The sequence below is a fragment of the Pseudomonas sp. Marseille-Q8238 genome, from assembly GCF_965111915.1.
The window spans coordinates 4,944,725-4,971,665 of the sequence record NZ_CBCOPI010000001.1; the positions used below are offsets into that span (position 1 = coordinate 4,944,725).

23 protein-coding genes are annotated in these 26,941 nt (G+C 63.4%); 7 read left to right on the forward strand and 16 right to left on the reverse strand.

Going from position 1 to position 26,941, the window contains the following annotated elements:
* The first annotated feature begins 1 nt into the window (after position 1).
* Both ACWPW0_RS22785 and ACWPW0_RS22790 read left to right on the forward strand, forming a co-directional pair.
* Positions 2–889 (forward strand): LysR family transcriptional regulator, encoded by an 888-nt coding sequence (locus tag ACWPW0_RS22785; protein WP_454256642.1) that lies wholly within the window; start codon positions 2–4, stop codon positions 887–889.
* Between the two features lie 11 nt (positions 890–900).
* Positions 901–1,896: an SMI1/KNR4 family protein gene (locus ACWPW0_RS22790; RefSeq protein WP_454256643.1), complete on the forward strand. Its 996-nt coding sequence runs from the start codon at positions 901–903 to the stop codon at positions 1,894–1,896.
* Positions 1,897–1,951: 55 nt separating this feature from the next.
* Here ACWPW0_RS22790 and ACWPW0_RS22795 read toward each other — a convergent pair whose 3' ends face one another.
* From ACWPW0_RS22795 to ACWPW0_RS22820, 6 genes are all read right to left on the reverse strand, one after another.
* Entirely contained in the window at positions 1,952–4,354 is a 2,403-nt protein-coding gene (locus ACWPW0_RS22795; RefSeq protein ID WP_454256644.1) for a TonB-dependent siderophore receptor, read from the reverse strand.
* A gap of 164 nt (positions 4,355–4,518) precedes the next feature.
* Positions 4,519–5,442 (reverse strand): FecR domain-containing protein, encoded by a 924-nt coding sequence (locus ACWPW0_RS22800; protein WP_454256645.1) that lies wholly within the window; start codon positions 5,440–5,442, stop codon positions 4,519–4,521.
* Complete coding sequence (locus tag ACWPW0_RS22805) at positions 5,439–5,954, reverse strand: sigma-70 family RNA polymerase sigma factor (RefSeq protein ID WP_447595374.1); 516 nt, start codon at positions 5,952–5,954, stop codon at positions 5,439–5,441. Before ACWPW0_RS22805 ends, ACWPW0_RS22800 begins: the two co-directional genes overlap by 4 nt.
* A gap of 238 nt (positions 5,955–6,192) precedes the next feature.
* Positions 6,193–8,640, reverse strand: a complete 2,448-nt coding sequence (locus ACWPW0_RS22810) for a TonB-dependent siderophore receptor (RefSeq protein ID WP_454256646.1) — start codon at positions 8,638–8,640, stop codon at positions 6,193–6,195.
* Between the two features lie 287 nt (positions 8,641–8,927).
* Positions 8,928–9,884, reverse strand: a complete 957-nt coding sequence (locus ACWPW0_RS22815; protein ID WP_454256647.1) for a FecR domain-containing protein — start codon at positions 9,882–9,884, stop codon at positions 8,928–8,930.
* Positions 9,881–10,399, reverse strand: coding sequence for a sigma-70 family RNA polymerase sigma factor (locus ACWPW0_RS22820; protein ID WP_454256648.1), 519 nt, complete (start codon positions 10,397–10,399; stop codon positions 9,881–9,883). The genes ACWPW0_RS22815 and ACWPW0_RS22820 overlap by 4 nt, the downstream gene beginning before the upstream one ends.
* 151 nt (positions 10,400–10,550) lie before the next feature.
* Here ACWPW0_RS22820 and ACWPW0_RS22825 point away from each other — a divergent pair, with 151 nt between their 5' ends.
* Both ACWPW0_RS22825 and ACWPW0_RS22830 read left to right on the forward strand, forming a co-directional pair.
* Positions 10,551–11,165 carry a LysR family transcriptional regulator gene (locus ACWPW0_RS22825; protein WP_454256649.1) on the forward strand — a complete coding sequence of 205 codons (615 nt, stop codon included), beginning with the start codon at positions 10,551–10,553 and terminating at the stop codon, positions 11,163–11,165.
* Positions 11,054–11,332 (forward strand): LysR substrate-binding domain-containing protein, encoded by a 279-nt coding sequence (locus ACWPW0_RS22830; RefSeq protein ID WP_454256784.1) that lies wholly within the window; start codon positions 11,054–11,056, stop codon positions 11,330–11,332. Before ACWPW0_RS22825 ends, ACWPW0_RS22830 begins: the two co-directional genes overlap by 112 nt.
* Before the next feature lie 142 nt (positions 11,333–11,474).
* Here the strand turns inward: ACWPW0_RS22830 and ACWPW0_RS22835 are convergent, their stop codons facing one another.
* Positions 11,475–11,807: a DUF883 family protein gene (locus ACWPW0_RS22835; protein ID WP_447595384.1), complete on the reverse strand. Its 333-nt coding sequence runs from the start codon at positions 11,805–11,807 to the stop codon at positions 11,475–11,477.
* 135 nt (positions 11,808–11,942) lie between these two features.
* On the opposite strand from ACWPW0_RS22835, the gene ACWPW0_RS22840 reads away from it, so the two are divergent.
* From ACWPW0_RS22840 to ACWPW0_RS22850, 3 genes are all read left to right on the forward strand, one after another.
* Positions 11,943–12,158, forward strand: a complete 216-nt coding sequence (locus ACWPW0_RS22840; RefSeq protein ID WP_454256650.1) for a dodecin — start codon at positions 11,943–11,945, stop codon at positions 12,156–12,158.
* A gap of 127 nt (positions 12,159–12,285) precedes the next feature.
* Positions 12,286–12,510, forward strand: a complete 225-nt coding sequence (locus ACWPW0_RS22845) for a DUF1161 domain-containing protein (protein ID WP_447595388.1) — start codon at positions 12,286–12,288, stop codon at positions 12,508–12,510.
* Between the two features lie 285 nt (positions 12,511–12,795).
* Complete coding sequence (locus ACWPW0_RS22850) at positions 12,796–13,734, forward strand: LysR family transcriptional regulator (protein ID WP_454256651.1); 939 nt, start codon at positions 12,796–12,798, stop codon at positions 13,732–13,734.
* On the opposite strand, the gene ACWPW0_RS22855 is transcribed toward ACWPW0_RS22850, so the two are convergent.
* The 9 genes from ACWPW0_RS22855 to ACWPW0_RS22895 form a co-directional block, all read right to left on the reverse strand.
* The gene (locus ACWPW0_RS22855; protein ID WP_454256652.1) at positions 13,716–15,467 is read right to left on the reverse strand and encodes an ABC transporter ATP-binding protein; all 1,752 of its coding nucleotides are present in this window, start codon (positions 15,465–15,467) and stop codon (positions 13,716–13,718) included. The genes ACWPW0_RS22850 and ACWPW0_RS22855 overlap by 19 nt on opposite strands.
* Entirely contained in the window at positions 15,464–17,176 is a 1,713-nt protein-coding gene (locus ACWPW0_RS22860; RefSeq protein WP_454256653.1) for an ABC transporter ATP-binding protein, read from the reverse strand. Before ACWPW0_RS22860 ends, ACWPW0_RS22855 begins: the two co-directional genes overlap by 4 nt.
* A 101-nt stretch (positions 17,177–17,277) precedes the next feature.
* Positions 17,278–18,405 carry an ABC transporter substrate-binding protein gene (locus tag ACWPW0_RS22865; protein WP_454256654.1) on the reverse strand — a complete coding sequence of 376 codons (1,128 nt, stop codon included), beginning with the start codon at positions 18,403–18,405 and terminating at the stop codon, positions 17,278–17,280.
* The gene (locus ACWPW0_RS22870) at positions 18,402–19,586 is read right to left on the reverse strand and encodes an ABC transporter ATP-binding protein (protein ID WP_454256655.1); all 1,185 of its coding nucleotides are present in this window, start codon (positions 19,584–19,586) and stop codon (positions 18,402–18,404) included. The genes ACWPW0_RS22865 and ACWPW0_RS22870 overlap by 4 nt, the downstream gene beginning before the upstream one ends.
* 49 nt (positions 19,587–19,635) lie before the next feature.
* Complete coding sequence (locus ACWPW0_RS22875) at positions 19,636–21,393, reverse strand: ABC transporter permease (protein ID WP_454256656.1); 1,758 nt, start codon at positions 21,391–21,393, stop codon at positions 19,636–19,638.
* 117 nt (positions 21,394–21,510) lie between these two features.
* On the reverse strand, positions 21,511–22,674 hold the full coding sequence (locus ACWPW0_RS22880; RefSeq protein ID WP_454256657.1) for an LLM class flavin-dependent oxidoreductase: 1,164 nt from the start codon (positions 22,672–22,674) through the stop codon (positions 21,511–21,513).
* 10 nt (positions 22,675–22,684) lie between these two features.
* Positions 22,685–23,359: a class II aldolase/adducin family protein gene (locus ACWPW0_RS22885; RefSeq protein WP_447595404.1), complete on the reverse strand. Its 675-nt coding sequence runs from the start codon at positions 23,357–23,359 to the stop codon at positions 22,685–22,687.
* Positions 23,360–23,386: 27 nt separating this feature from the next.
* Positions 23,387–24,421 (reverse strand): ABC transporter substrate-binding protein, encoded by a 1,035-nt coding sequence (locus ACWPW0_RS22890; RefSeq protein ID WP_454256658.1) that lies wholly within the window; start codon positions 24,419–24,421, stop codon positions 23,387–23,389.
* A gap of 51 nt (positions 24,422–24,472) precedes the next feature.
* Entirely contained in the window at positions 24,473–26,908 is a 2,436-nt protein-coding gene (locus tag ACWPW0_RS22895; RefSeq protein WP_447595407.1) for a TonB-dependent receptor plug domain-containing protein, read from the reverse strand.
* Between the last annotated feature and the right edge of the window lie 33 nt (positions 26,909–26,941).

Genomic DNA, 26,941 nt, shown 5'->3' on the forward strand with positions numbered 1-26,941 from the left:
CATGAGCCAGGACCTGCCGTCGCTCAACGCCCTGCATGCCTTCGAGGCCAGTGCACGGCTGCTCAGCATGAGCCGCGCGGCGGATGAACTGCACGTCACCCACGGCGCCGTCAGCCGGCAGATCAAAGCGCTGGAGGAACAGCTCGGGGTGGCGCTGTTCGCCAAGGAAGGCCGAGGCGTGAAACTCACCGATGCCGGCCTGCGCCTGCGCGATGCCACCGGTGACGCCTTCGGTCGCTTGCGCGAGGCCTGCGCGGAGGTGAAGCGCCAGACCGCCGATGCGCCGTTCGTCCTGGGTTGCCCCGGCAGCCTGCTGGCGCGCTGGTTCATCCCGCGCCTGGATCGCCTCAACCGCGAGCTGCCGGACTTGCGCCTGCAGCTCTCGACCAGCGAAGGTGAACTGGACCCGCGCCGCCCCGGTGTGGACGCCACCCTCTGTTTCGCCACACCGCCCTGGCCGGCTGACATGCAGGTCTTCGAGCTGGCCACCGAATGCATCGGCGCCGTGCTCAGCCCGCGCTACGCCCGCCACGCCGAACTGGCCGACGCACCTGCCAGCGCCCTGCTCGGCGAACCGCTATTGCACACCGTGTCGCGCCCGCAAGCCTGGCCCCAATGGGCGACGGCCCACCACCTGGACGACGCGGCCCTGCGCCTCGGCCAGGGCTTCGAGCACCTGTATTACCTGCTGGAAGCCGCCACCGCCGGCCTGGGCGTGGCCATTGCCCCGCAACACCTGGTGGCCGATGACCTTGCCGCCGGTCGCCTGGTCGCGCCTTGGGGGTTTGTCGAAACCTCGGCCCGCCTGGCCCTGTGGGTACCCACACGACGCAATGACCGTCGCGCCGAACAACTGGCGCAGTGGTTGCGCGACCAACTGAGCAGCTGAAAAGAGTCCCTATGGCGAACTTTCCCGACGATATCGACCTCAACGACTTCTGGGACGACGGCGTCTACGCGCGCAACAACATTACCGACGAGCCGCCCAGCGATGCGCTGATCGCCGAGCTGGAAACCGAGCTGGGCTATCGCTTCCCGGCGTCCTATGTCGCCTTCATGAAACGCCACAACGGCGGCACGCCACGCAAGACCTGTTTCCCCAGCGAAGAACCGACCTCCTGGGCCGAAGACCACGCAGCGATCACCAGCTTCCTCAGCATCGGCCGCGACAAGACCTACTCCCTGGGCGGCAATTTGGGTAGTCGCTTCATGATCGAGGAATGGGGCTACCCGGACCTCGGCATCTACATCTGCGACTGCCCATCGGCAGGCCACGACATGATCGCCCTCGACTATCGCGCGTGCGGTCCCGAGGGCGAACCCCAGGTGGTGCACATCGATCAGGAAGGCGATTACCACATCACCTTCCTGGCCAAGGACTTCGAGAGCTTCGTGCGCGGGCTGGTCGACGAAGAGGCGTTCGACACCTCGGAAGACGACTTTCAGCAGGATCTACTCAGCGTGACCCGTGGTGAGTTTTCCGCAGCGCTGGCGCCGCTGGTGGCCAACTTCCCGCCCTTCCCGCGCCTCGGCGAAGCGATCCGCGCCGTGGCGTTGCAACTGACGCAGGAGAAGCGCTACTTCGCCCTGCACGCCGACCCGCTGTCCTACCTGTTGTACGACGTGCAGTTCTGGCTCCACCAGCAGCACCAGCGCGTCGACAAACGCCAGGACTACCTCGACGCCTACCCCGCAATGATCGCCTTCGGCGGTCACGGGTTCAGCACCGGCGGCTATGCGCCGGGCTTCGTCGAAGACTGGTTCAAGGCGCGCTTCAATGCGCGGGATCTGGTGGAGAGCAAGGATGGGATCGTGCTCAGTGAAGAGCACAAAGCGAAGATGATTGAGCAGTTGCAGGCGGCGCTCCGCTTCAGCCCACCAATCGGCGCGTCATGAAACGCAAAAGGCGAACGCCTGCAACTGCCTCGATCCGGCCATCCCTATCGAAACGTCAGAAGTCCCAGCGAGTGGTGACCATCACATTGCGCGGGTCGCCCGGATAGGACGAGTCATAGAAACCGATGTTGGTGTAGTAGTGCTTGTCGAGCAGGTTGTTGACGTTGAGAGCTGCCGACAGATTGTCGGTGATCTGGTAGCGCGCCATCACGTCCACCAGCCAGTACGGAGCTTGAGTGAATTTTTCCTGCCGGCTGCCACCGGGATGGCCCCAGTTTCTGACTGTCTGCCAGCCCGCACTCTGCCAGCGCGCGCCGCCACCGATGGTGAGCTTGTCCAGGGAGCCCTGGAGTTTATAGGTGGTGTAGAAGCTGACCTGATCTTCCGGCTCCCAGGTGGCGACCTTCTCGTTGTCGTCATTGCGCGCGATCTTGTGGGTGTAGCCCGCTTGCAGTTGCCAGCCTTCGGCAAGCTCACCGGAGATTTCCGCTTCATAGCCTTTGGTCTTGGTCTTGGTCCCGATATAGGCAGTATCAACACCGGGCTGGGAGTTCCAGACCACGTCCGAGATAGGACGGTTTCCTTCATGCACCTCGAAGTAGGCGATGCTGGAGTTCAGGCGGCCGCCAAAAAACTCGCCCTTTAGGCCGAACTCATAATTCTTGCCTTCGTTAGGCTCGAGCATCGTGCGCGTACGGTCGCGGTACTGCGTTTGCGGCTGGAAGATTTCGGTATAGCTGGCATACGCGGTGAAGTTTTCGCTCAGGTCATAGGTCAAGCCGGCATACGGGACTACCTTGCCGCTTTCCCGCGTGTCGCTGGTGCCAGTGACCTGATAGTTGGCAATACGCGAACCGAGCAGCAGGTGCAGCTCATCTGTCAGGCTGAAGCGGCCGGTCACATAGGTGCCTGTCTGGCGCGTGGTCTCGTCGTTGATCTTGGTTGCGGTCCACAGTGGCTCAATGGCTTGGCCATGCCAGTTATAGAAGTCATAGGCGTTGTCGAAGTAGGTGGTCGCGGTGTAGTCCTTGGCTTTCCACTTGGAGATGGACAGGGATTGGCCAATCACCAGTTCGTGCTCACGGCCAAACAGTTCGAACGGTCCCGAGGCATAGACGTCGAGGCTGTCACTGGTGGTATCGCCGACGTATTTGCGTGCATAGATGGAGCTGTCGGTGGCGCTGTCCTGGGAGATATAGCCCAGGGGCGCGTCATAGCCGTTGACCTGATGGTTGTACTGGCCCTTGGTGACCCAGCCGTTGTCGAACGTATGCTCCAGGGTGGCGAACAGCGTGCGGCTGTACTGCTCCCATGAACCCCATTTCGGGCCGTTGTTGAACGAACGCGGCAGGTCCAGCTTGTTGCCAGTCGCATCGAAGATGGTGCGCGTTCCGGTCCAGCTGGAGCCCTTGGGGTCGCTGTTCTGATAGTCCGCCCCTACGGTCAGCAGGGTGTTTTCGTCGAGGTCGAACTCAAGGATTCCATAGAGCACGCCAGTCTTGCGTGAGTAGTGGTCCAGGAACGAGTGCTTGTCCTGATAGGCCGCCACGGCACGGCCACGCACAGTGCCGGTTTCGCTCAAGGGCCCGCTGACATCTATTTGTGAACGGTAGTTGTCCCAGGACCCCGCACCCAATTCGATGCTGCTCTTGAACTCGGAGGTCGGTTTCTTGCGGACCAGGTTGATGGTGCCGCCAGGGCCGCCGGCACCGGTCAGCAGGCCGGTGGCGCCCTTGAGCACTTCAACACGGTCATACAACGCCATGTCGGTCAGGGTCTGCCCGGCCGAATACTGGGCGTCACGCAGCGTCGGAATACCATCGTATTGGAAGTTGATGATGGAGAAGCCGCGAGAGTAGTAGTTGGTTCGTTCGGTGTCGTAGGTGGAGACGGTGATGCCAGGGGTGTGGCGCATCACGTCATCGATCGAGCTGAGGGCGAAGTCGTCCATGGTCTGGCGTGTGACCACAGAGATCGACTGCGGTGTTTCCCGCGGCGTCAGCACCAAACGTGTCGCCGTGGCGATGGTGCCAGGCGTGTAGGAGCCCGTGCCTTCGGTAATGGTGCCGAGCTGATTGCTGATGATCGTGGTGGCGCCCAGCTCCAGCGCGCCACCCGCCGCGTGCTTCTCCAGCACGTAACGCTTGTCGCCCGCCTGGCGTACGTGCAGATCGCTGCCTTGCAGCAAACGGGCGAAGCCCTGCTCCACCTCGAACTCACCGTGCAGGCCTGGCGATTGCAGCGCGGCGGTTTCCTCTGCGCCGAAGGTAATCATCACGCCGCTGGCGGCAGCGAACTGGCTGAGGGCCGCGCCCAGGTCTCCGGCCGGAATGTCATAACGCTGCGTCTGGGCCCAGGCGGCGGTCGGTGTGGCGGCCAGCAGACAAGGGCCGGCAAGGCTCAGGGCCAGCGCCGAGAGGCGAACGCGCCGGGCAAGAACGGAGGGGGATGTGGGCATGAAAAGGCTCCTGTTGGGGGTGGCATGGGCGTCATCTGATGCGCGCGTGCAGGTGGAGCCGAAACAGGAATGAAAATCTGTTACCCCCGGGATGAAATTATTTGTGCTTTGGCGATGCAGCAGGTCGCGGATGGCCTGAACGCCTCACGCCAACCGAGCACACGCTAGGTGGCCCGCGCCTCAAGCCTGACCCAGTAGCGCGTCAGGCGACGGACCTGCACCGGCAGGGAATCCTCCAGGTTGGCCAGCACGGCATCGCTGTCATCCAGGGTGAAGGCGCCGGACAGACACAGGTCGGCCACCTCCGGCGCACAGCCGAGATAACCGGGGCGGTAGCGGGACAGCTCGGCGAGCACGTCCTGCAGGCGCCAGTCGACCGCCACCAGCATGCCCTGCGTCCAGCTCGACGCCTGAGCCGGGGCAGGTTGCAACGGGCCGACGACATCGGCGGCAACGCTCACGGTCTGCCCGGCATCGATACGCACCACCTGCTGGGTGGCCAGGCGCGGACGCACCTCCACGGCATGCGCCTCGACCGTGACGCGGGTCGTGCCATCATCCTGGCGTACGACAAAGCGGGTACCGAGGGCGAGGATGCGACCCTGGTCGGTCTGCACACTCAGGGGGCGTGAATCCTTGGCGGTTTCCACGAGGATTTCACCGTGGCGCAGGTGGATCAGGCGCTGCCCTGCGTCAAAACGAATATCGACGCGGGTATCGGTATTGAGGTCCAGGCGGCTGCCATCGGCCAGGGTCAGTTGACGCCGCTCACCGACCCGCGTGGCGTAGTCCGCGCTCCACGGAGAGGTGCGATACCCCTGCCAACCGACCACACCAACACCGAGTAGCACCGCAAACATCTTCAAGGCTTGGCGGCGCTGCTGCCGGGCCTGCTCCAGGGTCACGGTCGCGACGCCAGCCGGGGCCTGCCCCAGGCGCTGCTGCAATTGCTCGATACGGCCCCAGGCCTGAGCGTGCTGCGGGTCGGCGGCGAGCCAGGCCTGCCATTCGCTGCGGGTCGTGTCGCTGACCGCGCTGTCGTGCAGGCGAACATACCAGTCCACCGCCTGGGCCAGGATGACCTTCATGCTTCGTCCAGCAACAGGCAGTGCATCAACCCACGCGCGAGGTGCTTGCGCACCGTGCTGACCGACACCCCGACCCGCTCGGCCGCCTTCTCGTAGCTGAGGCCGTCGAGCTGCACCGCGAGGAAAATCGCCCGCGTGCGCGCCCCGAGACCATCGAGAAGACGATCGATGGCCAACAGGCTGTCGAGGATCAGCGCGCGGGTTTCGGCGGACGGCGCGTACACCTCGGGACGCAGCGCCAGCGCCTCGAGATAGGCCTGCTCAAGGCTGCGACGGCGGTAGAGGTCGATCACCAGGCCACGGGCGATGGTCGCCAGGTAGTGACGCGGCTCCTGCAACGTGCCGGCGGTACGGGCGAGCAACACACGCACGAAGGTGTCCTGTGCCAGATCAGCAGCATCGGCGGAGTTGTTCAGGCGCTGGCGCAACCAGCCACGCAACCAGCCGTGATGGTCGCGATAGAGTTCATGCAGGCTCTGGGCGGATGCAGCGCCGGGGAATGCCGTGGACATTCGCCCTCCGTGAATACTGAGTTGCGAATAAGAATTCGTCTCAATTCTACGGTCACCAAGCAGGATTGGGAATGCCTGTCGGAAAAGGAGTCGCCGTGAGGCCGGGCAAGCCTCAACGGAACCCACGGTCATCAGCCTTTGTAAGGTGCGGTAAACCTGGGGCAGGTCCTGAAATGCGTTCCCACGCAGGGCGTGGGAACGATCCCGGTTCAGTCCAATCAGGCTGCCGGAAGTGGGGTCAGAAATCCCAGCGAGTAGAAACCATCACATTGCGTGGCTCGCCATAGGCAGCGGATTCATAGAAGCCGACGTTGGTGTAGTAGGACTTGTCGAAGACGTTGTTGACGTTCAGCGTCGCCGACACGTTCTTGGTGATCTGATAACGACCCATCAAGTCCACCAGTGTGTAGCTCTCCTGGGTGATGTCCTGGTAGGTGCTCAGAGGTCGGTTGTAGATCGAGTACCAACCCTTGGCTTGCCAGCGCACACCGCCGCCAACGGTCAGTTTGTCCAGGCTGCCCTTGAGTTTGTAGGTGGTGTAGAGGTTGATCTGATCTTCGGGTTCGAAGGTGGAGATCTTCTCGCCCTCGTGATCGCGGACAACCTTGTGGGTATACCCGGCCTGCACCTGCCAACCCGGGCTCAGCTCACCGGATATCTCCAGTTCATAACCCTTGGTGACAGCCTTGGTGCCCTTGAACGCGTAATTCTGTGGCGTCGGTGTCTGGTTGTTCCAGGCATCGTCCGAGACCGCGCGGTTGGATTCATGAATCTCGAAGTACGCCAGGCTGCTGTTCAGACGACCGTCAAAGAATTCGCCCTTCAGGCCCAGCTCGTAGTTCTGTCCTTCGTCCGGGTCCACCAGCTTTTGGTCTTTGTCCTTCTTGTAGCTTTCCTGGGGCTCGAAGATATCGGTGTAGCTGGCGTAGGCCGAGAAGTTTTCATTGAGGTCGTAGACCACCCCGGCGTAGGGCACGAAACGCCCGCTCTCCCGGTAGGACGGTGCCAGGCCGGTCGTGTGGTAGTTGACCACCCGGCCGCCGAGGATGACATGCAGGTCATCGAGCACGTTCAGGCGCGAGGTCATGTAGACGCCCGTCTGCCGGGTGGTGGTGTCGGAGTATTGCGCCGGTGCCTTCCAGATCGGCTTGGCAAGCTTGCCGTTCCAGTTATAGAAGTCGACCACGTTGCCCTGCGGCCAGTCCGGTAGCCAGTAGCCCTTGCCCTGCCAGCGCGCGGTGCTGATCGAGCCGCCCAGGACCAGGTCATGCTCACGGCCGAACAGGCTGAACGGGCCGCTGGCATACAGGTCGGCGGAGGTGCTTTTGGTGTCGCCGGTGTACTTCTGACCGTTGATCTCAGCCGTGCCATCGGCCTGCGGCTCGACGAACTGAATCGAACCGAGTTCGGCGTGGTAGCTGTTGATCTTGTGGTCCAGTTGCAGCTTGGTGACCCAGCCGTCGCCCAGCTCGTGCTCGAGCATGGCGAAGGCGGTGCGGGTGTACTGCTCCCAGGCGCTCCAGGTGGTGCCGTTGTTGTAGGAGCGGCCCATCTTGTTGATGCTGCCGTTGGAGTTGACCAGCGGGAAGGTGCCGGACCAGCTGGAGCCTTGGGGAATGTTGTCCTGGTAGTCCGCACCCACGGTCAGCAGGGTATCCGGGGACAGGTCGAATTCCATGATGCCGTAGTAGGTCGCGGTCTTGCGCGAGTAGTGATCGAGGTACGAGTTCTTGTCCTGATAGGCCGCGACGGCACGACCACGCACGTTACCGCTGTCGGTCAGCGGGCCGCTGACATCCACCTCGCTGCGGTAGTTGTCCCACGAGCCCGCGCCCAGCGAAACATGGCCCTGGAATTCCGCGGTCGGCTTCTTGCGCACCAGGTTGATGGTCGCGCCCAGGGAGCCGGCGCCGGTGAGCAGGCCGGTGGCGCCCTTGAGCACCTCGACCCGATCGTAGATCGCCATGTCACTCAGGGTGTTGCCCGCCGAATAGGCAACGTTACGGGCGGTGGAAGGAATACCGTCGTACTGGAAGTTGTTGATGGAGAAACCACGGGCGTAGTAGTTGGTGCGGTCCGTGTCGTAGGCCGATACGGTGATGCCCGGGGTATGGCGCATCACGTCATCGACGTTGTTCAGGCCGAAGTCGTTCATGTGCTGGCGCGTGACCACGGAGATCGACTGCGGGGTTTCCCGTGGCGTCAGCACCAGGCGGGTCGCGGTAGCGATGGAGCCCGGAGTGTAGGAGCCCGTGCCTTCGGTGATGGTGCCGAGCTGGTTGCTGGTGATGCTGGTCGCCCCCAGTTCCAGCGCACCGCTATCGGTCGTCCCTTCCAGCACATAGCTGCCGCCCGCATTGATCGCCTGCAGACCGCTACCGGCCAGGAGGCGGGTCAAGCCTTCGTCGACCGAGTAGCTGCCGCCCAGGCCGGGGCTTTGTTTGCCGGCCGTGAGCTGGGCATCCACCGACAGCAGGATGCCAGCCTCGCTGGCGAAGCGGTTGAGCACCTGATCGAGGTTGCCGGCGGGAATGTTGTAGGCGCGCAGTTGCTCGCTGGCAGCGGATTGCGCCTGTGCTAGGGAGGGCGCGAAGAGCAACGGCGTACCGGCCAGCAGGCCGGCGAACAAGGCATGGCGAACCGAAAGACTCAACCGGGAACGTTGCGAAGCGGGCAGGTATGGCATTCTGGATCATCCTCTTGAGAATGCTTCTTGATCAATTCAAGAGGTATCCCGAGCGAGCCGAAAAAACCGACAAGGCTTTTTTGAAAAAAGTTTCTGGGGTCCGTTGACGTATAGGCATGGATGGCCGGATCGAGGCAATTGCGGACACCGGAGTTGGTGGGCTGAAGCCCACCCTACAGATCTGGCACCCCGCGTAGGGTGGGCTTTAGCCCACCAACCAGTGCGTCATGAGACGCAAAGGCCGAGCGTCCGCAATTGCCTCGATCCAGCCCGCCAACAGCCGCCGACTATCTAGGCCCGACCGTGACCCAATAGCGGGTCAGACTGTGGACTTCGACAGGCAGCGACTGCTGCAGCGCGACCAGCACGCGGTCGGTGTCGGCCAGCGGGAACACGCCGGTGAGCGGTAGATGGGCAACGTCCGGGTCGCAGCGCAGCACCCCGCGACGGTGACGCGACAGCTCGCCAAGGAACTGCCCCAGCGGCATGCGCTCGGCCACCAGGCGCCCGTCATTCCAGGCGATGGCATTGGCATCCGCCGATTCGGTAGGGCCCAGGCGCACCGCCGAGAACCAGCTCTTCTGGCCAGCCTGCAAGCGCATCGCAGTGGCCTGGCGCGGACGCAGCTCCAGCTCACCCTCGTACAACTCGACCCGGCTGCCGCCCTCGACCTCGTACACCGAAAAACGCGTACCCAGCGCCTGGATCTCACCGGCGGCGGTTTCGACGATCAGCGGCCGCCGCGCCCGGTCCTGACCGCTATCGAGCAGCAGCTCACCCGTCAGCAGGCGAATGCGCCGTTCATGCTCACTGAAGCGGATATCCACGGCACTGCCGCTGTTGAGCGCCAGGCGACTGCCATCGGCCAAGGTGTGCCGCGAACGTTGGCCAGGCGCGGTGCGCAGGTCGGCCATGGCCTCGCGCCAGGGCAATTGCGCCTGGGCGGTATAGCCCGTGCCGCCAACCAGCAGCAGCGTGGCGAGCAGCTTGAGGGTCTGCCGCCGGCGGCGATCTGGTTGCTCGCGCAATACCTGGCTGGCGGTACCGGCCGGCACCCCGGCCAGGGTGCCCTGCAGGCGTTGTAGACGCTGCCAGGCACGGTAATGCTCGGGGTCGGCCGCCTGCCAGGCCTGGAAGCGAGCCTGCTGGGCGGCATCCAGCTGGCCGCCCCAGTGCAGCATCAGCCAGTGACTGGCCTGCTCGACAATGGCAGGCGCGATAGGCGCATCGGCGGCTCGGCTCATTCGCTGTAGAGCACCAGGTAGCAGGCCTGGATGGCGCGGGTCATGTACTTCTGCACGGAGCTGAGGCTGACCTGCAGGCGCTCGGCGATCTGCTCGTAGGTCAGTCCTTCGAACTGCGACAGCAGGAAGGCTTCACGCACCTTGGCTGGCATGCCATCGAGCATCGCGTCGATCTGCAGCAGGGTTTCGATGATGATCGCGCGGGTCTCCAGCGACGGGCTCTGTGGCTCGGGCAACGAGGCGATGCTGTCCAGGTAGGCCTGCTCGATCCGCTGCCGGCGCCACTGGTCGATCACCAGGTTACGGGCAATCTGCGCCAGGTAGCTGCGCCCCTCGTCCACACTCGGCAGGCGGCCACTGACCAGCAGGCGCAGGAAGGTGTCCTGGGCGATGTCCGCCGCGCGCTCGCGATCACCCAGACGCTTGCGCAGCCAGCCGTTCAACCAGCCATGATGGTCGCGGTAGAGTTCGTGCAGATGCTGCGCCGAAGCGGTGCCGGGGAATGCCGTGGACATCCACCCTCCCGAGTAGTGAGTTGCAAATAAGAATTTGTCTCAATTCTACGAGCACAACGCGGGATTGGGAATGCCTGGCGGTAAAGGAGGCGACCGGCGCGTTGTTGTAACGCTATCGCACAGCGCCACTGGCAGCGTTCCCACGCGGAGCATGGGAACCATCCAAATCAGCCGGCATTTGCACCTGCTGCAGGATCACGCGGGCGCGGCGCTGTTCGAAAAGGACGGGACCGGCTTGCGCCTGACACCTGCCGGCACGGCCTTCCATGCATCGGTGCGTACTGCGCTCGACGAGTTGGAAAGTGCCTACAGGCGCCTGGTTAGCGACGCCCAGGCACCGGGGCTACATGTGGCATGCAGCGTGACGTTCGCCATGCGCTGGCTGGTACCGCAGCTGGCGGTGTTCTATCGCCAGCACCCTGACATCCGCATTCGTCTATCCATGACCTCGGCGCGTGAAATGCGCGACGAAGGTGCGGACCTGATTCTGGCCTGGGATCTGTCCGGCTATACCGAGGCCGATCAGCGCCAGGCGATCGTGCTGGCGCCCGTGCGTTTCGGTGCAGTCTGCACGCCCGACTACGCCCGCAAGCAGCCTGCAGACCGTGTACCGGCCATGAATACACCACCAGTGCCTGGAACCAGTGGGAGGCAATTACCGGTGAGCAGGCCGCGCAAGGTGAGGCGCTGGCGTTTCCGCATACGCACCTGTGCATCGAAGCCGCTCTGTCAGGGCTGGGCATGGCATTGGTCGAGCAGCGCTTGATTTCACGCGAACTGCAGGAAGGCTGCCTGGTCGCGCCCTATGGCTTCACGCCATTTGCCGGTGGTTTGCGTGCAGTGCCCGCTGTGGGGCGTATACGCACCGCCCAGGCCGATGCATTCATTGCCTGGCTGCGGGGCACACTGGTGGAGCCGGCGACATCGAGCTAGGCAGATGCTGCACACTTCTGCTGGAAAGGTGACTTGAGCACCGTGCAGACACAGGAAAAAGCAGGCAGGCAATTGGCTCGTGGGAGTTGTCAGCTGCAGCGGTGGGCACAGCTGCCTGGCCCACCGCACAGCGGCTCACGCATCAGTCGCGGTTGCGGAACAGCAGGTAACCGACCAATGCGACCACGCCCACCGCCACGCTGGCAGCGGCCACGGGATGCTCGCGGCTGTAGTCGCGGGTAGCGATGCCAGCCTGCACGGTCTTCTCCTTGACCTCTTCATAGGCGTCGCCAAGCAGATTGCGCGAATGGCCGAGGATCTTTTCCGCACCTGCACGCAGGGCTTTCAAGGTTTTCTGCGACTCCTCGCCGACCTCGCCTTTCAGGCTGTCGATGCTGCTCAGCAGGTGCTCAAGCTCGGTCTCGATGCTGTGCAGGGCTTTTTTCTGGGTGTTGCGCTTGGAAAGGACGGCCATCGTGAATCTCCTGTAGATAGTGGTCGTAAAACCTCCGACTCCGACACGCGCAGGAAGTGCAGCTAATCTGAACTTATCCGTGCCCAGGCAGGACTCAGTTCTACAAGCACCTTTACGGCCATGAGGAGAACCGCCATGTCGGATCATCACACCTACAAGCTCATCGATCTCGTTGGCTCGTCGAAAACCAGCATTGAAGACGCCATCAACAACGCCTTGGCCGAAGCGGCCAAGTCCGTGCGTAACCTCGAATGGTTCGAGGTCGTGGAAACACGAGGTCATATTGTCGGCGGCAAAGTGGGCCATTATCAGGTCACATTGAAGGTCGGCTTCCGCATCGGCGACAGTTGAGTCTGACGTCGCCTGTACGGTGCGTGGGATGTGAGTGGAAGGTAGCCACGCACCTTTTAACCCGGGATCGGATGATCCTTTTGTTCTGCCTTTAGACTTTTACCGTGTGTACGAAGGAGCGTTAACCATGAAACGACTGATGTTGGCAGTTGCCGTTTTTTCCCTCGCCGGCTCGGCGCTGGCCGCCGGCAAACCCTGCAGTGAACTGAAAGACGAGATCGATGCAAAGATCAAAGCCAATGGTGTCCCTGCCTATACCCTTGAGGTCGTAGACAAGGGCAGCGTGACCGACAAGAAAGTGGTCGGCAGCTGCGAAGGCGGCACCAAGGACATCGTCTACGAGCGCGGCTAGGACGTGACCAGAACCGGGGCCCTGCCCCGGTTTTTTTATTGCCCTGACATATAGCAATCCCCTCAGCGCGCTTTGCTGGTAACGCGTCATAACACCAGACGACCGACATCCCCGCGCAGCAAAAGCCGCTCGGCATGCGCAGACACAAGCCTTACACTGCACGGGCTAGACAGGCTCTGTACGACCCGGCCGACGCACGCCATGCACGCCCCGCCTTATAGATCGCCGTTCCCGATCCGGCGCATCCGGATCAATACGTTGTATCGATAACCCCGGATTCCCGCTATGGCGCTCGACAAACACTCGCTGGATATCAACCTGCTGGCCACGTTCAAGATCCTGTTCGAGGAACGCAGCGTAAGCCGGGCTGCGGTTCGTCTGGGCGTGACCCAGGCAGCGGTCAGCACCCAGCTGGCCAAGCTGCGCAAGCACTACGAAAACCAGTTGTTCGTTTCCTCCGGCCGCGGGATGGAGCCGACCGCTTTCGCCAGCGAACTCGCTGCCCCGGTAGACAGCCTGATGCAGCGCGCGGAGCAGTTGCTGGCGGTACGCAACAGCTTCGATCACCGCAGCACCAAACGGCGCTTTCGCATCCAGGCGGGTGAGATCGAGACCATTACCCTGCTGTCGAAAGTGAACCTGCGCCTGCTCGAAGAAGCGCCCGGTATCCAGACCGTCATCTCGGTCAGCGCACCCAGCCTGAAGCACACCGACCTGGCCATCGTGCCGGTGGAAATGCAGGTGGAGGAAATGCACCACGCCCACCTGTATCAGGATCGCTACGTGTGCCTGATCTGGAAGGACAACCCGCATTTCGGCGAGACCCTGACCCTGGACGAATACCGTGCTGCCACGCATATCCTGCGGCGCAATCCACGCGACGGTTCACCGGACTGGATCAGCCGCTGGCTGAGCCGTCAGGGCCTGCGCCCGAATGAAGGGCCCATGGTCGAGGCTACCGCCAATCTGCCTTTCCTGATCGAGGGCACGCCCTATGTGGCGACCGTGCTGTCACGTTTCGCCCGGGAAATGGCCAGCCGCTTCCCGCTGCGTATTCTCGAATTGCCGATGACGATCCCGGTGCAGAACTTTCTCCTGCAGTGGTACCCCAGCCTCAACGAAGACCCTGCCGGCATGTGGCTGCGCGACCTGATCCTGGAGGCCGCCCAGGATATCTACGGGCCAGTCTCCACTGACCTGCAGGATCAGAACTTCCTGTCCTGATGGTCTTCCCCCGCTCGCCATAAACGGGCGTAGCCACCATCGAGCGCCATCAACTGTGCATGGCTGCCCTGCTCGATAACACGGCCCTGATCGAGCAGCAGGATGCGGTCGGCATTGCGCACGGTGCTCAGACGGTGGGCAATGATCAGGCAGGTACGGCCTTTCATCAGGATCGCCAGGGCACGCCGCACGCAGCGTTCACTGTGCCGATCCAGATTGCTGGTCGCCTCGTCGAGTAACAACAGCGACGGCTCTGCCAGCAAGGCTCGGGCGATGGCGAGCAACTGGCGCTGACCCCGGCTCAGGTCCTGCCCACCCGCTTGCAGCACCGTCGCATAGCCCTGAGGCAAGTGGTTGATGAAATCATCGATGTCGAGCAGCTCGGCGATATGGCGCACCTGGCCCAGGCTGGCACCGGGACGCCCGTAGCGGATGTTGTCCAGTACGCTCGCGGCGAACAGGTACGGCTCCTGCAGCACCACGCCAATCCGCCGCCGCAGCGCCCGGCGCTCGAACTCACCGAGCGGCCGACCATCCAGATGCACGCGCCCCGCAGTGGGCTCGATGAAGCGCAGCACCAGGTTGAACAATGTACTCTTGCCCGCCCCGGTAACACCCGCCAGCGCCACATGCTCGCCACGCCCGACGGTGAAACTGACGCCACGCAGCACCGGCTGCTCCGGCCGATAGGCGAACTGCACCTGATCGAACTGCAACTCGCCAGCCAGCGTCTCCGCAGCGAATGCAAAGGCTGCGTCGGTTTCCGCAGGCTGGTCGAGCAAGGCGAACGCGCGCTCCACGCCCACCCAGGCACTCTGGATCTGGCTGAACTGGTTGGCGAACTCGCTGACCGGTCGTTCCAATTGGCGCGAGTAACTGAGAAAGGCCGCGACCAGGCCGAGGGTGGCGAAGCCGCCCCAGACCATCCAGCAGCCGGCCAGGGCGATCAGCGCGTAGCCCAGGTTGTTGCAGGTATTCATGGTCGGGCCGACGATGCCCGCCAGCACCTGGGCGTGGCTGGCGTCACGGCACAGTTGCTGGTTGGCCTGGACGAAACCGTCGCGAAAACGCGCATGGGCATTGAACAGACGGATGATGCCGAGGCCAGCGATGCTCTCCTGCAAGGTACCGGTGAGCAGACTCAACGTTTGCTGCTGCCGACCTACATGATGGCGCGCCCGGCGGGCCAGGTAGCGGGTGGTGACGAACATCAGACTGAGGCAGGCCAGGGTCAGCAACGCCAGCCACGGGCTGAGGCTGAACATGAACAGCAGGGCCGCCAGCACCAGCACCAGGCTGGACAGCAATTGGGCCAGGCCCTGGTTGAGGCTCACCGCCAGCACATCCATATCCAGGCTGATGCGGCTGATCAGCTCGCCGGACGAACGCTGTGCAAACAGTGCCGGCGGGAGCTGCAATACATGGCTGAACAGCGCCCGTCGCAAAGCGCCGGCCGTGCCCTGGGCAATACCCGCCATCAGCCGCGCCTGAACGAAACCGAACAGCGCCGCCAGCCCATAGATGACCAGCAACAACAGGCACTGCTGGGCCAAGCCATCGGGGCGTTGCGCAACGATGTGCTCATCGATGATCCGCCCGATCAGGAAAGGTCCGCTGGCAAGCAACACGGTCGCCCCGAGGATACAGACCAGCACCGCCGACAGTCGCCAACTGCCGCCCCCTGCCAGGTAACCGAGCAGGCGCCGACTGATTGATAACGGGGCCTGGCTCATGACAGCTCCTCGTGCAGTGCCGGGTGCAGCAACTGGCGGTAGCTGGCCGAGCTGTGCAGCAGTTCATTCGGCCTGCCCTGGGCGACCAGGCGCCCCTGCTCCAGCACCAGCACGCGGTCCGCCGCCTGTACCACCGCCGGGTCCTGGCTGACGATCAGGCGCGTGGTGCCGCGCATTGCCACCTGCAAGGCACGCTGCAAGGCCGTCGCCGTGTGGTTGTCCAGCGCACTGGCGCAGTCATCGAGCAGCACGACAGGGGGCTCGCCGAGCAATGCCCGGGCAATCGCCACCCGCTGCCGCTGCCCGCCCGACAACACCGCGCCACCCCGCTCGAGTTGCGTGGCATAGCCATTGGGCAGGCTGTAGATCACCGGTTGCAACTGGGCGATGTTCACCGCGCGCGCCAGGGCCTGCGCAGACGCATCGGGACAGCCGAGGCGCAGGTTGTCTTCAAGGCTGGCGGAGAACAGCAGGGTCTCCTGCGGCACCAGGCCGATCTGTCTGCGCAGGTGTTGCGGGTCGAAGCCCGAGGCCTCACGACCGTCGAAGCGAATACAGCCGGCGGTGGGCACGAATTGCCCCGCCAGCAGCGCCAGCAACGTCGACTTGCCCGATCCGCTGGCGCCCGTCACCACCACCTGTTCGCCAGCGGCAATGGTGAACGACAGGCCATGCAATACCGTTGGACCACCGGGGTAAGCGAAGTCGACCGCCTCGACATGGATGGCACCGCGCAAGCGCTCGCGTGAGCCGCTGGCCGAGGTCGGCTCTGCACTCAGGGCAAACAGTTGATCCAGGCGCTGCACCGCCACACGGGCGCGGGAGAACTGGGTCAGCAGCATGCCGATGGAGGTCAGCGAGCTGAGGATGATCACCTGGTAATTGATGAACGCCACCAACTGCGCAGACGCCGAACCCACCGACCAGGTCGAGCCGCCCAGCCACAGCACCGAGACGATGGCCAGGTTGAGCAGCAACAACAGCAGCGGCGTATTGAAGGCGAACAGCCGCCAGACGCGGATCGAAGCACGCGTATAGCGCCGGTCGAGCTGATCGAAGCGCTGCGCCTCGGGCGTTTCGCGAGCGAACACCTTGACCGTGGCCATGCCGCTGAACACCTCCTGCATATGCTCGTTCAGGCGGTCCAGGGTGTGCTGCGCCAGGCTGAAAGCGCGGTTGGAACAACGGGTCAGCACCAGCAGCGCAAGCAGGCACAACACCACGCTGGCCAGGACCACAGCGGCCAGCCGGGCATTCATCGAAAAGGCCATGATCAGGCTGCCGACGAGCAACAGGCCGGAACGTAACGAACCACGCACCAGCAGGATCAGCATCTGCTGCCACTGCGCCACATCCGCCGTCAGTCGGGTGAGTAGGCCACCCTGGGACAACTCGGGGTGCTGGCCCAGGGGCATGGCCAACACCCGCACGAACAGGCTCTGGCGCAGTGCCGTGGCACAGGTGACACCCGCGCGGATAGCGAACAGGGTGCAACCCGCGCCACCTACCCAACCGACCGCGATCACGGCAAGCATCAACGTGGCCAGGGTATACAGGTCGGCAGGTTCGCGGCGAAGCAGGACTCCATCGACCAGTTGGGTCATCAGGCGCGGTAACGACAGATCGACCGCCACCTCGACGGCCAGGCACAGCGCGGCGATCACGAAGTGCCAGCGCAGGGGGCGCACATGGCGCCAGTAGTGACTCATCACACGCATCCATCCCAACCGGATAATGGCGCGCAACGCGTCCATGCACCGGGGTCTCTGGTTGGAAAAAGGCCCCGCGTCACGGGGCCGTCATGAGCGCTTCAGGGTTGCTTCGGCGTCAGGAACACGTCGGCGAATACCGGTCGCAAGGCCTTCATCTGCTCCAGCAGTTCAGCCGGTGACGAGGGGCGGTGGAACGCGGGATCGTCCAGCAGCTCGCGCGGGAAGAACGCCGGTGCCGGCGCGCCCGGCATGCTGCCGAGCATGTACGAACGCTCCGCCAGCGCCTGCTGGCCGCGCTCGCTGAACAACCAGGCGGTCAGCAGTCGGGCGGCGTTCGGGTGCGGCGCCTGCGCGGTGATCGCCAGGCCATAGGGCACCAGGGTCGAGAACTCCGGGGTGAAGCGTATCGCCACCGGCGCACCGAGCTCGAGCTGACGCGCCAATGGCGGCAGGTAGGCCCACAGGTTGAGCAACTGACGGCCCTGGGCCACGTAACTGATGCCGGCCTCGGGGAACGAGTAAGTGCCGGCCTGGCGCAACTGATAGAGCGCGTCACGGTCGACCACACCATCGCGCCACAGGGTGGCGAAGGCAGCGTCGGTATTGGCCACCGGCCCCAATGGCTGCACGTAAGAAAAACGCTCGTGCCAGCGCGGCGCGAACACATCGGTGAAGTGCTCGGGCAGGTCCTGCTCCTGTACCAGGCGGGTGTTGTAGGCCAGGCCATAGAGCTTGTACAGGCCGTAGTGCACGTAGCCGTCCGGGTCACGCAGATGCTCGTCCAGTGCCGCCGCGGTAGGGGGTACATAGGCGCTCAGGTAATCGCCCTTCTTCAGTTCGGGCAACACATCCGCCGTCTGCATCAGCACGTCGCCCATGTGGTTGCCGGTAGCCCGTTCGGCGGCAACGCGCGACATGATCTGCGACGAGGCGACCATCATGTAGACGACGCGCAGCTCGGGGTAGTCCTTCTGGAACTCCAGCCACAGGGGTTCGAACTCGGTATCCACGGTCGAGCTGTAGACCACCACACGGTTCTCCCCGCTGGCCTTGACCTGCTGGTACAGCGCATCCAGTTCAGCCGGAGCGCGGCTGGCGGTTGCCGGGCTGCCGGCCGCCGGATTACCCACCGCGGGTTCGTTGCCACTGCCGCACCCTGCCAGCAACAATGCGCCGAGCAAGGCGCCCTGGCGCAGCACGCCACGCAATCGTTCGACTCGCTTCATGCGGCGACCTCGCGGGCCTGAGGCGCAACGCGCTCGGCCTGGGTCTCGGGCAGGATGACCAGGTCCGTCGGCTCGATGCCGACGAACAACGGGTGGTCCGCCACACGGCCGCCACTGACGCCCAGCCAGGCGCCTGGATGATCGGGGAAACGGCCCAGCAACTCGCTGCCGAACACCGACAGCTCGCCCTGAAAGTACTCGCCCAGGTAGTTGATCGCCTGCAGGGTCGCGGCAAAGCCGTTACCTCGCAGTGGCTGCTCGGCAAGGATCTTCAGGTTGGAACTGCGGAATGCCAGGTGCCCGCGACTGCCCACAGGCAATGCCGGATTGGCCGGCGCGAGTACGGGCACGGGCCAGCCATCGGGCTGGAAGTGCAGGCCTTCGGCATCGCTCGCCAGCACCTCGCCAGCGAGGATATTGTCGAAGCCGACGAACTCGGCGACGAAGCGCGAAGCCGGGCGCAGGAAGATGTCTTCCGGCGTGCCCAGTTGCTCAATCTGCCCTTCGCGCATCACCGCCACGCGGTCGGCCAGGGCCAACGCCTCGGCCTGGTCGTGAGTGACGAAGATCGACGTATGGCCACCCTGGTCGTGCACCTTGCGCAGGTCCGAACGCAGGCGCAGGCGCAGCTGCGCATCGAGGTTGGACAGCGGCTCGTCGAACAGCAGCAGGTCGGGCTTGGCGACGATGGCGCGGGCCAGCGCCACGCGCTGCTGCTGACCACCGGAGAGGTCCGCCGGGCTGCGCCCTTCCAGCCCTTGCAGGCCGACCAGGGCCAGCGCGGCCTTGATCTCGCGGTCGGCGGCCAGCTTGTCCAGGGCCTTCTTGCGCTGCTTGAGCGGGTAGCCGACGTTGTCATAAATGGTCATGTGCGGCCACAGCGCGTAGCTCTGGAACACCATGCCGATGGAGCGCTTGTTCGGCTGCACGAAGACCCGCTCCTGCGGCGCCGCAACGATCTCACCGGAAATGCCGATGATGCCCTCGTCGGGGCTTTCCAGCCCGGCGATGCAACGCAGCGTGGTGGTCTTGCCGCAACCGCTGGGGCCGAGCAGGACGAAGAACTCGCCCTGGCGGATGTCCAGGTCCAGGCCATTGATGGCGCCACGGATGGTGCCGTCCGGTTTGATTTCCTTGCGGTCGAAATGCTTGCGCAGGCCTTGGATGCTTACACCGTTCACGATTGTGTCTCCCAGGCGGCTACAGGCACCGCCTCTTTGTTCAATAAGGTCAGCCGCCAAGTGCCAGCGCGTGCAGCGAGTTCTTGCGGTGCAGATAAACTTTGGCGAGCAGGCGCCAGATGAAGAAGGCACTCAGCAGCACGGCGAATTCGGCCAGCAGCAACACCACCAGCAAGGCAGACGCCGCCGAGTAGTCGGAAGTCGAGTTGAGGTTGTAGACCACCGTGGCAATCAGGTTCAGGTCGGGCGCCTTGAGCAGCAGCGGGATTTCCAGGTTGCCGCTGACCAGCACCGCCGCCATGAACCAGCCGGCGAAGAAGCTCGGCGCCAACAGCCACAAGGTGATGTCGAGGAAGCTGCGGCTGCGCGAAGCGCCCGACATCCAGGCCGCCTCCTGCAGCTCGTTGGACACCTGTACCACGGCGGCATTGGCCACCTGGATGGCGAACGGCACCACGCCGATCACCAGCGCCAGCACCAACAGCGCCGAGGTTCCGTACAGCTGCTTGAGGCCGGGGAAGCTGATCACCGCCCAGGAAATGGCCACCGCCGTCACCGCCCCAGGCATGGCCAGCGGGATATAGGTGATGAAGCGTACCAGGGAAAACTCGCGGGCACTCAGGCTCTTGGAAATCTGCGCGATGAGGATGGCGAGGAACATCGAGACGAAGCCGACGCCGATGGAAATGGCGAAGGTCAACGAGATCGCGCTGGTGACCCGTGGCAGGGCGAAGATGTTCTGGTAATGGCGCCAGGAGAAGTTCTCGTACACCCCGGGAATCGGCTGAAACGAAGTGAACAGCACCGAGCCGATGGGCAGCACGGTCGCCAGCAACAGGAACAGCAGGATCGCCGTGCCGAAAAACGGCCGGCTGCCACGCAGGTGCACCAGGCGCGGGGCGCTGTTCTTGCCGACGATGGTGACGAAATTGCGCCGCCCCAGCAGCTTGGCCTGCAGCAGGCACAGCACGGCGACGATGCCCACGAGAAAGATCGACAGCACGCTGGCCTTGGCGTAATCCGGGCCGCCAAGGCCGGTGATGAAGGTCATGATGCGCGTGGCGATGACGTCGATGCTCTGGGGCCAGCCGAGGATCAGCACCAGGTCGAAGGCCTGTAGGCCGCCGACCAGGCCGAGCAGCACGGCGCCGCTGAGGGCCGGGGTCAGCGAGGGCAGGCTGATGCTGAAGAAGGTCTTCAGCTGGCTGGCGCCGGACACCAGCGAGGCGTCGTCATGGGTCGAGCTGAGGGCGCGGAACGGGCCGATCAGGAACAGGTAGATGATCGCCACCTTCTTGAACACCGACGCAATCACCAGGCCCGGCCAAGTCTCGATATCCACTAGACCGGAACCACCGATTGCCCACTGCGCCAGGTTGTTCAGCCAGCCGGTGTACTGGTTGCCAAGGAAGGCATAACCCAGGCCGTAGAACAGCGGCGGCGTGGCGAAGGTGATCAGCAGGCCAGGCAGGATCAGGCGCTTGGCGGGTGCATCGGTACGCTCCGACAGGAACGCCAGCGCCGCAGCGAAGAAGGTCGCCAAAGCGGTGGTGATCACCGAGATCAGCAGCGAGTTGTAGATCGCGCTGGACACCCCGGGGCCACTGAAAGTCGTGCGCCATGCGTCCAGCGTCCAGCCGCCCTCGAAGCCCGGTGGCACCGAGCGAAAGGAGCCCACGGCGAGCATGATGGCCGGCCACACCATCATGACCAGCAGAATGGTGTAGAGGAATAAGCGCGGCGTGAAGCGTGCCGAAAGGCGCAGACCAAACGGTAGCGTCACGGGGCGAGCCTGACTGAGTTGCATAGCATCGTCTCTCGAATACGTCGCCCCGCGTGCTCATGGATGAACACGCGGGGCGTCAAGTTGGAACGGACAACGTCCGCTCCTTCAGAATCCGCTCACGACCTCGTGAGCGGATTCTTAGTGCGCAAGCACCGGTGGTTCATGATCCAGATCCAGCAGCGGCAACAGCAGCTCGGAGACATACTCGGCCTCTGTCGCCTGCGGCCAGCCGGAGAGGATGAAGGTGTCGATACCCAGGTCGCTCTGCAGCCATTTCAACCGCTCCGCCACTTGCTCGGCGCTACCGACCAGGTAGGTGCCGCCGCCCTCGCCCGTCAGGTCGAGCAAGGCACCCCACCCGGTCATGCCGGAGAACAGCCCTGGCGAAAACTCCAGGTCCTCGAGCGTCGGTAAACGCCCGGCTTTCAACGCATCGATACGTGCCTGGATCTTCGGGTTGGCGTGGGAGATGCCATACAGCCCTTCCGGGTGCACACCACGGGCGATCAGCCCTTCGTGCGCCGACCTGGCCAGCACCTCGGCACCGGTGTTCTCCAGCAACTGGCGGAAGTGCGCGCGCGCTTCCTCCTCGGTCTCGCGCACGATCACGCTGGCCAGCGCACCGATCTGCAGTTCGCGGCCGTGCTCGCCGGCGGCGGCCTTGGCATCGATGATCTGCTGGCGCACTTCTTCCGGCTCGCGCAGGAAGGCCAGGTACACGTCCAGGGTCTTTGCCGCATGCTCGATGCCGGCCGGCGAGGCGCCCGCGCCCCACAACGGAATGCGCGGCACCTGGATCGGCCCCAGCGGCAGGTTGCTGGAAATCAGCACGTTCGGGTCACGCCCGGAGATGTTGAAATATGTGCCGCGATGGCCGACGTTCTCGCCGGCGTACAACCGCTTGAACAGGTCCCAATACTCGGCGCTCATGTCGTAGCGCTCGTCGTGGCCGAGGTTGACGCCATAGCGCGCCAGGGTCTTGTCCTGGCCGTTGACCACGTTGATCAGCAGGCGCCCACCCGAGTAGTCGTCGAAGGTCAGCGCCTGCTGGGCGAGCAATGCCGGCGGCGTGACGCCGGGGTAGATCGGGATCAGGAAGCGCATCTTCTCCGTCACCGAAATCAGCGAGGTCACGGTGATCAACACATCGTGGGCATAGGTGCCGAACAGGGCACCATAGAAACCACCGCGATCCACGGTCTGCGCCACGCGACGCAAGCGCGCGTGATCCACCGGGTAACGCCCCTCGGGAACCCAGGGACGGCGCCCGTCCACCGGGCTCATGTACCAAAGCACTTTCATCGTTCTGGCCTTACTTGAAATGACTGATGGCGCCGCTCTTGCGGATGGCACGCTGGATGTCGTCGTAGGCGTCATCGGGCAGCAGCTTGGCGCCGCCCAGTTGCTCGGCGATCGCTTCCAGCTGGGCAGCGGCCTCGAAGAACTTCACCCGCGTAGCGGCTTCGGTGATGCTGTCGCCGAAGGCGAAGATGCCGTGGTTGCCGTGCAGCACGCCGGGGATATCCGGGTAGTCGCGCAGGGTTTCCAGCAGCGGCGAACCATCGTCGCGGGCGCTATAACGAGTCACCGGAATTTCCTTGCGCACACCGAAACGCGGCAGGGAAATATGCGTGTTGCGCAGCGGCCGGTGGGCCGTGGAGAAGGCCATCAGGTAAGGCGTGTGGGCATGGAACGCGGCCTGTACGTCCGGGCGCGAGGTGAAGATGCCGGTGTACAACGGGGCGTACTCACGCACGCTCGGATAGGCCTGGCCATGCACGATGTTGCCATCGAAATCGACCACCACCACGCCACGGTCCGGGTGGCGGGCGGCACCGCCGATAACGAACAGGTTGTCGCTGCCCGGTACGCGCCAGGCGCCGTTGGCCGCGCCCTGGATGATGGCCGGGGTGCCGGCCAACTGGTTTTCCACGATCTGGGCGAAGCGGAACAGGTCCACGCCTTCGTGCTCGGCTTGTTTGCTCATGTTCGGTTTCCTCTCACGGTAAGGGGTTCAGAGCGAGGCTCGGGCTTCTTCCAACAGGCTGAAATCCAGCCAGTCGTCGACCTCGAAGTCGTTTTCGATAAAGCCGCGTTGCAGCAGGTAGTCCTTCTGGTTCTTCAGCGCAGCGACATAGTTGTCGTCGAAGCCCAGGGCGATGCTGTCGTACAGCCGTGTGCCGAACGCGGCCTCCACGACCTGCTCCGATACGGCCTGCTCGCGGGCGATGAAGCGCACGGCTTCCTGATGGTTGTCGCGGGCCCAGCGCTCGGCCTGGAGAATGCGCCGCAGGATGCGCACCAGCAGGTCGCGGTGGTGCTCGATGAAGCCGCTGTCGACGGTCAGGGTCAGCGGTGTGCTGTTGTTGGCGCGCTGCACTTCGTCAGGCAGGTCGAGCAGGTCGAACACGCGGTTCAGGCCGAACAGGAACTCCAGCTGCGGCGCCGGCGAGCCGATGGTGCGCGAGGTGATCACGTCCACTTCGCCACGCAGCAGCGGAGCCAGGCCATCGGTGTACCAGGCGCGCTGGATCACACCGCTACCGCTGCGGTTGTTGCGTCCGGCGCTGGCCGGCGTCAGGTCCGGCTCGACCAGGGTCACGTCGTCGAAGGTCAGCCCGGCCTGGCGCAACGCACCTTCGTAGGTGCGCCGCGAGGTGGCGTATTGGAAGTCCAGCTGACCGCCGTTGTTGCGTTGCAGCAGCAGGCGCTTGCCCTTGAGGTCGGCGGGGGTGGTGATGCCGGAGTCCGGCAGGCTCAGCACCGCTTGTGGGCCACGTACGAAGCTCAGGCCGATGACCTTGGTGTTCGCCCCACGAGAGCGGGTCCAGATCGCCGGAATGTTGCCGCCATGGCGGATCAGATTGTCCAACTGATGGGAGAAATGGCTCTTCAGCCGCTCGGGATCGTCACTGGCCTGCAGCAGTTGGAAATCGACGCTACGGTCCTCGCCAAACTCCTGCTCGAACAAGCCCTGATGCACGGCAATCCCCAGTCCGGTCGGGATCGGGCAGCGGGTGTAATACACCCGGGTAGCACTGTCACTCATGATTCGTCCTCACTGCATGCTGAAGGCGGCGGGCCTGGCCCGCCGCACTGATCAGAAGTCGTAACTGAGATTGGCGTAGTAGAAGGCACCGTCATAACCGGCTGGCGAGGCCGCCGAGTACCAGGTCTGACCCAGGGTCTGCTGCTGCGGGATCTGCTTGTCGGGGTAGCTGTCGAACAGGTTCTTCGCACCCAGGCCCACACGCAGGGCCTCGGTCACCCGGTAGCCCACTTCCGCGTCGGTCACCCACTGCGCCGAATAGGTCTGGTCGTAAGCGGGATTGGTCGGGTGAGCGACGCTGAATTCGCCATAGCGCACGACGCTGAGGGTCGCGTCCCAATCACCCAGGACGTAGGCACCGCTGAGGATCAGTTTGTCCTTCGGCGCGTAGTCTTCGATGATCGCCCGGCTCTGCCGGCCAACCAGTTGCAGACCACTGCCCTGCAGTTGCCCGGGATTCGCCGCGATACCAACGATCTCATTCTTCGCCCGACTGTAGGCCGCGCTCAGGTCCAGACGGCTGTCCTGCTGCAGGTTGAAGCGGTACTTGCCCACCACGTCGACACCGCGGGTGCGAGTGTCCACGCCGTTGATGAAGAACTGAGCAAACTGGATATCGGGGAAGCCCGCATTGGTCAGGATGTTGGTCACCAACGGACCACCGAGTTGATCGGTCAGCACGATGCGGTCATCGATCTCGATCTGATACACGTCGACCGTCAGCGACGCATTGCGGATCGGGGTGAAGACCAGGCCGAACGAGTAGTCGGTGGACTTCTCCGGTTTCAGCGCCTTGGCACCGAGTGCCTGGGCTTCAGGGCTGCCCACCGGCAGGCCGCGAGTCGAAGTGAAATCCAATGTGCCGGTACGTGTGCTCAGGCCCGTGACGGCATAGCCGGTCTGCGCCAGTGCAGGAGCACGGAAACCGGTGCTAGCCGAACCTCGGAACGCCAGGCTGTCAGTCAGTGCATATCGTGCCGATACCTTGCCGTTGCTGGTCGAACCCGCATCGCTGTATTCGTCGTAGCGCCCCGTCAGGCCGATCTCGAGCTTCTCGACAGGCTCGAATTCGAGACTGGCATAAACGCCTTTCACGTTACGCTTCAGGTCGACCTCATCCTGCGGATGCAAGCCGGTGTTGCCGCGTGACCCGATCAGCGGCACCTGCCCGGCGTTCGGACCATCAGGAATCAACTGCCCGCCATTCGCCCAGCTTTCGTAGGAACCGGCATGGGTTTCATAGCGGTCCTTACGGTAGGAAATACCAGCCGAGATATTCAGCGGCTTTTCCAGCCAGGAAACTGGAAGTTCTTTTACATAATCAAGGTTGGTATTGAACAGGCTGTTCTTGCGCGCATAGAGATCATTGAATGCAGTCGGGCTGTCCGCACCAAAGGTGGCGTTCAACGATGGCGAAACGCCTTGGGTCAACTTGTTCCAGCCATAAGAAACCGAGAAATCCAAACTGCCCAATTGCTCATTGTCGTACTTCAAACCACTGATAATGGAAAAGTCATTATTGTGGTAAGTAGCGCGCGGCTGATAACCATCGGGGAACAGTTCCCGAACATTGCCCTTGTCATTGGGTGGAATGAAGTTCTGCAGGGCCTGGTTACGGCTGTCGGTGTAGGACGCGGTGCCGTACAGGCGCACCGCATCGTTGAGGCCGAACTCGGTGTTGGCGAGGAGGTTCCAGGTATCACGATCTGGCGGCTGGGCCCACTGCACCTTGTCCTTGCGCGCGGTGGCCTCACGGGAATCACCTGCGAAGTACCACTGGCGCGGGTCGGCCGGGCCAGAAATCGGATGGCGCTCACGGAACGCATCGGCGGCCAGGGTGAGGAAACCGTCGTTTGGTAGCTCAAAGCCCTTCCAGGCACTGGTGGATGCCCCATAGCGGCTGTTCTGCGAGTTGTAGACGCCATACTGGCTGGAGATGTTGCCGCCTTCCTTCTCGCTCTTCAGAACGATGTTGATAACCCCGGCAATAGCGTCCGAACCGTACTGGGCAGATGCGCCGTCCCGCAGCACTTCGATGTGATCGATGGCGCTGACCGGAATGGTGTTGAGGTCCACCGGCTGTGAGTTGTTGGCACTCAGGCCGGCAATGGTATGGCGACGCTTGCCATTGACCAGCACCAGCACCTGGTCGGCCGACAAGCCACGCAAGGTAGCCGCTTTGACTCCGTTATTAACGAAGCCACCGGTCGGCGAGTTGAACGAAGGCGATATCTTCTGCAGTAAGTCACTGACCCGGGTTGCGCCACTTTTTTCAATAGTCGAGCTGCTGATAACATCAACAGGCGCAGAACTTTTAAGCGGTGTTACATCGGTACGCTTAGTTCCGGTAACAACCACGACATCCAATGTAGAATCAGCATTTTTCTCGTCAGCGCTTACCGTAGGAGAAATAATAGAAGCTATAAATACAGCTAATAAGGAGGGCAAAAAGAGCCCGTCAACCTTATTAAGGTTGTTCAATGACATAATTAATTCCCCATACAGGCAAGGCACTAAGGT

Bases quoted from the DNA above. Each gene is read 5' to 3' on its own strand.
- ACWPW0_RS22785 (WP_454256642.1), top strand. From the start codon at position 2: ATGAGCCAGGACCTGCCGTCGCTCAACGCCCTGCATGCCTTCGAGGCC.
- ACWPW0_RS22790 (WP_454256643.1), top strand. From the start codon at position 901: ATGGCGAACTTTCCCGACGATATCGACCTCAACGACTTCTGGGACGAC.
- ACWPW0_RS22795 (WP_454256644.1), bottom strand. From the start codon at position 4,354: ATGCCCACATCCCCCTCCGTTCTTGCCCGGCGCGTTCGCCTCTCGGCG.
- ACWPW0_RS22800 (WP_454256645.1), bottom strand. From the start codon at position 5,442: ATGAAGGTCATCCTGGCCCAGGCGGTGGACTGGTATGTTCGCCTGCAC.
- ACWPW0_RS22805 (WP_447595374.1), bottom strand. From the start codon at position 5,954: ATGTCCACGGCATTCCCCGGCGCTGCATCCGCCCAGAGCCTGCATGAA.
- ACWPW0_RS22810 (WP_454256646.1), bottom strand. From the start codon at position 8,640: ATGCCATACCTGCCCGCTTCGCAACGTTCCCGGTTGAGTCTTTCGGTT.
- ACWPW0_RS22815 (WP_454256647.1), bottom strand. From the start codon at position 9,884: ATGAGCCGAGCCGCCGATGCGCCTATCGCGCCTGCCATTGTCGAGCAG.
- ACWPW0_RS22820 (WP_454256648.1), bottom strand. From the start codon at position 10,399: ATGTCCACGGCATTCCCCGGCACCGCTTCGGCGCAGCATCTGCACGAA.
- ACWPW0_RS22825 (WP_454256649.1), top strand. From the start codon at position 10,551: ATGGGAACCATCCAAATCAGCCGGCATTTGCACCTGCTGCAGGATCAC.
- ACWPW0_RS22835 (WP_447595384.1), bottom strand. From the start codon at position 11,807: ATGGCCGTCCTTTCCAAGCGCAACACCCAGAAAAAAGCCCTGCACAGC.
- ACWPW0_RS22840 (WP_454256650.1), top strand. From the start codon at position 11,943: ATGTCGGATCATCACACCTACAAGCTCATCGATCTCGTTGGCTCGTCG.
- ACWPW0_RS22845 (WP_447595388.1), top strand. From the start codon at position 12,286: ATGAAACGACTGATGTTGGCAGTTGCCGTTTTTTCCCTCGCCGGCTCG.
- ACWPW0_RS22850 (WP_454256651.1), top strand. From the start codon at position 12,796: ATGGCGCTCGACAAACACTCGCTGGATATCAACCTGCTGGCCACGTTC.
- ACWPW0_RS22855 (WP_454256652.1), bottom strand. From the start codon at position 15,467: ATGAGCCAGGCCCCGTTATCAATCAGTCGGCGCCTGCTCGGTTACCTG.
- ACWPW0_RS22860 (WP_454256653.1), bottom strand. From the start codon at position 17,176: ATGAGTCACTACTGGCGCCATGTGCGCCCCCTGCGCTGGCACTTCGTG.
- ACWPW0_RS22865 (WP_454256654.1), bottom strand. From the start codon at position 18,405: ATGAAGCGAGTCGAACGATTGCGTGGCGTGCTGCGCCAGGGCGCCTTG.
- ACWPW0_RS22875 (WP_454256656.1), bottom strand. From the start codon at position 21,393: ATGCAACTCAGTCAGGCTCGCCCCGTGACGCTACCGTTTGGTCTGCGC.
- ACWPW0_RS22880 (WP_454256657.1), bottom strand. From the start codon at position 22,674: ATGAAAGTGCTTTGGTACATGAGCCCGGTGGACGGGCGCCGTCCCTGG.
- ACWPW0_RS22885 (WP_447595404.1), bottom strand. From the start codon at position 23,359: ATGAGCAAACAAGCCGAGCACGAAGGCGTGGACCTGTTCCGCTTCGCC.
- ACWPW0_RS22890 (WP_454256658.1), bottom strand. From the start codon at position 24,421: ATGAGTGACAGTGCTACCCGGGTGTATTACACCCGCTGCCCGATCCCG.
- ACWPW0_RS22895 (WP_447595407.1), bottom strand. From the start codon at position 26,908: ATGTCATTGAACAACCTTAATAAGGTTGACGGGCTCTTTTTGCCCTCC.